The 3,659-nt window shown below is 60.0% G+C and carries 5 protein-coding genes; all 5 read left to right on the top strand.

Annotated elements, in window-relative coordinates; genetic code table 11:
• Positions 1 to 269 precede the first annotated feature (269 nt).
• On the top strand, positions 270 to 584 hold the full coding sequence (locus ACLP9N_RS17210; RefSeq protein ID WP_442408552.1) for a hypothetical protein: 315 nt from the start codon (positions 270 to 272) through the stop codon (positions 582 to 584).
• 296 nt (positions 585 to 880) lie between these two features.
• Positions 881 to 1,588: a hypothetical protein gene (locus tag ACLP9N_RS17215; RefSeq protein ID WP_442408553.1), complete on the top strand. Its 708-nt coding sequence runs from the start codon at positions 881 to 883 to the stop codon at positions 1,586 to 1,588.
• Between the two features lie 70 nt (positions 1,589 to 1,658).
• Positions 1,659 to 2,069: a DUF433 domain-containing protein gene (locus ACLP9N_RS17220; RefSeq protein WP_442408554.1), complete on the top strand. Its 411-nt coding sequence runs from the start codon at positions 1,659 to 1,661 to the stop codon at positions 2,067 to 2,069.
• 26 nt (positions 2,070 to 2,095) lie between these two features.
• Entirely contained in the window at positions 2,096 to 2,710 is a 615-nt protein-coding gene (locus tag ACLP9N_RS17225) for a hypothetical protein (RefSeq protein ID WP_442408555.1), read from the top strand.
• Positions 2,711 to 3,216: 506 nt separating this feature from the next.
• On the top strand, positions 3,217 to 3,659 hold a 443-nt coding region (locus tag ACLP9N_RS17230; protein ID WP_442408556.1), incomplete at its 3' end, for a hypothetical protein.

Consider the following 3,659-nt stretch of genomic DNA (forward strand, 5'->3'; position numbering starts at 1 on the left):
CGCCCCACCGATTGGCTGCAACTTGTCAACCAACCGCAAACGGAAGCCGAAGTGGCGGCGTTGCGTTGCTGCGTCAATCGCGGTCGGCCCTTCGGCGATCCGAACTGGGTCACGGACGCGGCCAAGCGATTGGGGCTCGAATGCACGGTTCGGCCCCATGGAAGACCGAAGAAACAATCGTAGGCTTGCCCCGTTTACTCAGATCTGATTCTCCAGATTTGGTGGCTGTCACCTTCCACCTCTCTGGCTGTCACCTTTCACCTCTCCGGATGTTTCATCTCTACAACTTCAACCGGGACGAATACCTCAAGCACTACCACAAGCGGAGCAACGTCGAATCCACCATCTCGATGATCAAGGCGAAGTTCGGCGACCACAACCGCTCGAAGACTGACACGGCGATGATCAACGAGGCGCAGTGCAATGTCCCATGTCACAACATATGTTGCCTCATCCAATCGACATACGAACTCGGGGTTGTCGCGACGTTCTGGGACGATGAGCCGGCCGCGTTGCCCGAGGCGGCCAAACCGATCGAGGCGGATCAAGTTGAGTTGAGATGTGGGCTTGGGTCTGACCGGTAGAGATATGTTCGGCTCGGCTGGGGGCGGGCTCGGGGAGATTCTGATCTTGTGAGGCGTTGCATCTTGGGATAGAACGCCGTCATGAACCGGCCCTCCGCGGAGGCGATCCGCAGGGCGCTTGCAAGCTGGTTTTCGATGCCCTAAGATGAAAGAGGCGGGGGTAGTGCTGAATCCCTGCGCCCGTCGGAGTGGATGGACGACAGCTACTGGGGATTCCCTCTCATCGCGGCAGCAGACCGGTGCTTGACCTGCCCGCGCGGCGGATGGTGGGGTAGCCCGAACGGAGGAACGCGCCCATGCCATCAAGCAGAGCCGAACTCATCCTCGATCCGCTCGCTCTGAGAGAATTGGCGTTCGTCGCGAGGATCGCCGACCAAGTTCCCCGGATCGCGGAGACTGCGGCGGAGGTCCCCGTGGGGGGAGGCTTCTCCGCAATTACGCAACACGTCGCTGAGCGAACCGGCCTTCCTGCGGTGGACGTCGAGCGGGTGCTCCTCTCGCTGCAGAACCTGCTCCGCATCCGGACAAGGCTGCACGTCTCGTCCGAGGAACTTTTCGATCAAATCGCGGACGCGTATGTAAAGCGGTCCGACGAGGAGGACGGGCAGGAGAACGCCGAACGCTGGACAGCTGCGCGCGGGGCGATCCTTGAGGTGATGGAGGCCATCGGGCCGGACCACCCCCTGCAGGTTATCCGGAAGGTGGAGAGGCTCGCATATGCTCATCAGAGCATATTAACTGAGGCGAGGATCATCACGGAATTGCGGCCCGTCTTCAACGAAGCTGGGGATCGGATCATCCAGGGCATTATCGTGAACACCCTCCTGATCGATTATTTCGACGGTGGCCAGAACCGGCGGCTGGAGATCGGTCTGGATGCGACGGACGTGGCGGAGATCAGGCGCATCAGCCAGCGTGCCGAGGGCAAAGCAGTTGCGATAAAGGAGGCGCTGCGGGGCCTCGATTGGCAGACGACGATCTACCCGGAAGAAAGCAACCGTTGAACAGCACTGATGGGCACCCCTGCGAGGGTGGCCCACGGGGAGCGGCTAAATGCCAAGGAACAGTTGGTTCTTGCTCGATCCCTCGACGCCTGAGATCCAGCCCCGGAAGCGGAGGGCGCTGGAGGGTATTCAGGAGTCAGGCACGCAATTATCCGGAGGAAGCGACAGGCCACGCCAGGAGATCCAGTTTTTCCAACGAACCCCCGCGAAATATAGGCCGCTGAGCCCTGAAGAGTGGCTCGCCGAGAGGGCGCGGCATGCGATGCTCATGCTCCGTGATTGCGCGGAAGTGAATCCGAGGAAGCGGGGCGGCGTCCCCGTTCTCAAGGGGACTCGCTTCACGCTCGCCCAGATTCTGGCGGAGATCGCGGAGGGAAGGAGCGTCACGGAACTCGCCGAGGACTTCGAACTCGACCTGGAGATCATCAAACAGTTCCTGGAGGGGCTCTCCATCTATTTCGATCGTCCTGCCTTTCGGTAATCGCGACTATATGCACCAACGGCGACATGATCACCTTCCAATTCGATCAATGCTTAAATGACAAGAAGTTAGCGCGCGATTGCACGAATCAGGGGCTGTGCGTCGCCTGGCGCTTCCCCAAGAAACTGATCAACGAGTTGGATCCGGTCGTCCTGAACGACCTACTCGCCAAACCGAACCCGCTCGTCACGTTCGACCTCGGCATGGCGGAAGATCACACCACCGACATCCCCGAACGGAATCCGGGCCTGGTGGCGATCAGTAACGGGCGGCAAAACCCGCGGACGATGACCACGGCCATTGCCCGCAAGATCCTGCAGAAATTCAAGGGCCTTTTCCCGCAGTGGCACCAGTCGCTCCTGAATAATTCCATCGTGGAAATCTCTCCTGAGAGCGTGGAAGTGTGGCACGTTGAGGCGGGGAGGCTCGTCCGGGACGGGTACCTGCTGTTCGCGGATGCGGATTGTCCGCGCGTCTTCTCGACACGCTTCAGCAGAACGCCCAGCGAGGTTCCGCTTTGCCCGGACCTGTCTGAGGCCAGGGGTTGTCAGCAGCGGCCGGATATTTCTCCAGGAGGGAACGCGACAGCGCATCGAACAGCTTGGACATTCGGCCCCTCGTGGCTCACGAGGTCTCCATAAAGATCCGCAGTGACATCGAGGGCCATCCACGTTTCCGAGGTACTAGAGAGTGGGTGGCCCCGTCCGCCTCCCCCACCGATTGGCTGCAACTTGTCAACCAACCGCAAACGGAAGCCGAAGTGGCGGCGTTGCGTTGCTGCGTCCATCGCGGTCGGCCCTTCGGCGATCCTCACTGGGTCACGGACACGGCCAAGCGATTGGGGCTCGAATGCACGGCTCGGCCCCGTGGAAGACCGAAGAAACAATCGTAGGCTGGCCACGTTTACTTGTACTCTCTGTGTTCTCCAGATTTGGTGGCTGTCACCTTTCAGGTCCCCCAATCCGGGGCATCGGAATCCTCGTAGGCGAGGATCAAGGCGGCCGCGCCGGTATCTTGTTGCAGCGAACCAGCTTGATCGATCCGACAGACTGCGAAAAAGGACACCGTTAGCATTTCCTTGCGATGGCTGATCGTTCGTGAACCCCTTATTATGTTGGCTACATAGACGTCAAGGGGATATCGTCCGATGTCGCACAACGCCGAACAGACCCGAATTGCCAAGCAGCGCATCAAGCAGATTTTCGAGTACCTGAAGGCGCTGAACGAGCATCGCAATCCGGCGATACGGCAGGTTCGGGAACAGCCCTGGTCGATATGGCTGGATGATCTTCCGAGCTACCCGTCGATTGAGTTCCCTCAGCGGGTTGCCCGCCCGATGGCTGTTGAGGGCGAAGAAAACACCGGCGAACCGTCCTTCGTGCTCCGAGTGCGACGCCCAAAGCTGACCACGGCGCCAACTCCGCCTGATGAGATTCGCGGATGGCTCCGGCCTGGTTGGGATGATCCGCAAAAGGTTGTCGAGCCGTTGGAGAGCCGAAATGAGTGCGATCCCGAAGGTGAGACTATCACGGTTCGATTTGAGGACGATCCTGCGCGTCGGATAGCGCTGGAACACTGGTTGAAGAGGCG

Source organism: Mycobacterium sp. (genome assembly GCF_052144515.1).
Taxonomy (GTDB): Bacteria; Actinomycetota; Actinomycetes; order Mycobacteriales; family Mycobacteriaceae; genus Mycobacterium.